At 72.7% G+C, this 2,297-nt stretch carries 2 protein-coding genes; both read left to right on the top strand.

Annotated features, from left to right (window positions below; translation table 11 throughout):
• A partial coding sequence (locus Q6969_RS15080; protein ID WP_317231174.1) for a polysaccharide pyruvyl transferase family protein occupies nt 1–633 on the top strand: 633 nt, incomplete at its 5' end.
• The coding region (locus tag Q6969_RS15075; RefSeq protein WP_317231173.1) for an O-antigen polymerase at nt 612–2,297 on the top strand (1,686 nt) is incomplete at its 3' end. The genes Q6969_RS15080 and Q6969_RS15075, both read left to right, overlap by 22 nt.

Genomic DNA, 2,297 nt, shown 5'->3' with positions numbered 1-2,297 from the left:
GCCCGCGTCTGGACCCGCGACCCCGACTCCGCGGGCCGCGCGGCCGGCTACTCGAAGGCGCCCGTGCAGGTCGCCGCCGACGTCAGCCTCTTCGCCGCGCCCGAGCTGGCGGAGCTCGCCGCCCCCGCCGACCGCCGCCGCGGCGCGGTCGTGGCGCTCAACGCGAAGCACTCCCCGCAGGCGACCCTCGACCACGTCGCCGCCCTCGAGGCCCGGTTCGGCGAGGTCGTCTTCGTCTCGATGGACCAGGGCGACGACTCCGACGCCGGCGCGCTGCACCCCGAGGTGCGCGCCCGCCTCACCACCGAGCCCGGCGACCACGGCTGGCGCCGCGCGGCGGAGCTCATGGCCGACCGCGAGGTGGTCATCGCCTCTCGTATGCACGCCATGTACCTGGGTACGATGCTGTCGACGCCCGTGGTCGCCGTCGGCGGGGCCACCAAGGTCGGGGCGTTCGTGGCCGAGTTCGGCACGCGCACGGAGCCCGACCTCGACCGGGCGGTCCGCACCGCCATCGCGGGGTCGGCCGACGCCGGCACCGCATCCACCACGGCGACGGCCCTCGTCGCAGCCACAGCCCGCCTGGACGCGGCATTCGAGGAGATGACTTCATGGGTCCGACGTACCGCCTAGCGACCCCGGCGGTCTTCGCGGCCGCCGTGGCGCTCACCGTCCTCGCCGCCCTCGGCGGCGTCGCGCTCCTCGGCAACGAGCTGTCCTACCCGTTCATGATCGCGGTGCTCGCGATCCTGCTCGTGGGCGTCCTCGTCAAGGAGACCGTCTCCAACGGCGACCCGCTGACCCCCGGTGGCATCGTCGCGGCCACGGGCCTCCTCCTGTTCGTCCTCCGGCCGCTCACGGTCGCCAACAGCACGGAGACGAGCCCCGGCGCCATCGCCGACACGCGCTTCTTCTCCCCCACGCTGCAGCTCGCGGCGAGCTCGGCGCTCATCGAGGCGCTCATCTTCTTCTCGGCGTTCTACGTCGTCTACTACTACTCGGTGGCCCGCGAGGCCCGCCGGATCGCCCGCGGCGGCGAGGACGCGAAGGCGCTCGAGGCCAACGCGCTCGCCGGCGGCCCCGCGCTCGTCGACGCCGACGCGCAGGTGCGCTGGCAGCGCGTGTTCAACACGTCCGTGTCGCAGGCGCTCGTGGTCATCTCCGCGGTCGTGGCCCTCGGCCTCCTCGTGTACCTGGTGCTCAGCTCGGGCGGCATCCAGGCGTACACGACGGGCCTCGCCAACCGGAGCGACTTCCTCTCCGGCAAGTCGTTCATCGGCCTCTCCTACATCCCCGTGCAGATCGCCATCGTCTACAACGTGCTCGCGCGCCGGCAGAAGGGCCTCGAGGCCTGGAACTGGGTCAACCTGCTCGCCGTCCTCGTGCTCGTCGTCTGCGCCGGCTCCGCGGGAGGCCGCGGTCCGCTCATCATCGGCGTGTTCCTGCCGTTCCTGATCCTCAAGCAGGTCGGCCCGAAGCCGTTCCGCTTCCGCAGCATCGCCCTCATCGGCGGCGTCACGGCCGTGGTCGCGATGGTCTACTCGATCGTCATCCGCGAGTCCACGTTCGACAACGGCCGCTCGCTCGACCGCCTCACGCAGGACCCGCTGGGCGTGCTGCTCGACCGCCTCACCAGCGGCATCGAGACCCGGCCGTTCGACGTGCTCATCCGCCTCAACGAGGTGGCCGCGATGCCCGACTTCGTCTACCAGTGGGGCGCGACCTACGCGGCCGTGCCCGCCTGGTTCATCCCCCGCGGACTGTGGGAGGACAAGCCGTTCGGCGGCGGCAACACGTGGTTCACGTCCACGTACGTCCCCCGCTTCTACGGCGTCAACCGCGTCGAGACGAGCCTGTCGGCCATCGGCGAGGCGTTCAGCAACTTCGGGATCCCCGGGGTCGTCGCCGTCGGCGCGCTCCTCGGCCTCGTGGCGAGCCTCTTCATCCGCGCGCGCATGCGCCGCCGGGGCCTCCTCGGCGCCGCGATCGCGGTCGTCGTCACCCCGTACCTCTTCTCGCTCATCCGCGGCGACGCGTACCAGGGCATGTCGACGAGCATCGCGTCGCTCGTGATCCTCCTCGTCTTCTTCTGGATCGCGTCCACGCGCAAGCAGGTCACCGGCCCGCTCAGCGCGCCGGTCCCCGTGGTCGACGAGAACGCGTCCGCCGCCGAGCGCGAGCGCGCGCTCGTCGGCGCGGGCGCGGGCGCGGGCACGGGCTACGGCTACGGCTTCGGCCCTGGCTCGGGCACGGCGGACGAGGCGCGTCCCGCGATCGGCAACGGCCGGGCGTTCCCG

It is taken from the genome of Clavibacter sp. MX14-G9D, from assembly GCF_032917815.1.
GTDB classification, from domain to species: domain Bacteria; phylum Actinomycetota; class Actinomycetes; order Actinomycetales; family Microbacteriaceae; genus Clavibacter; species Clavibacter michiganensis_K.
Note: the sequence above shows the minus strand (reverse complement) of the source record. Positions and strands in the feature narration are given on the sequence as shown.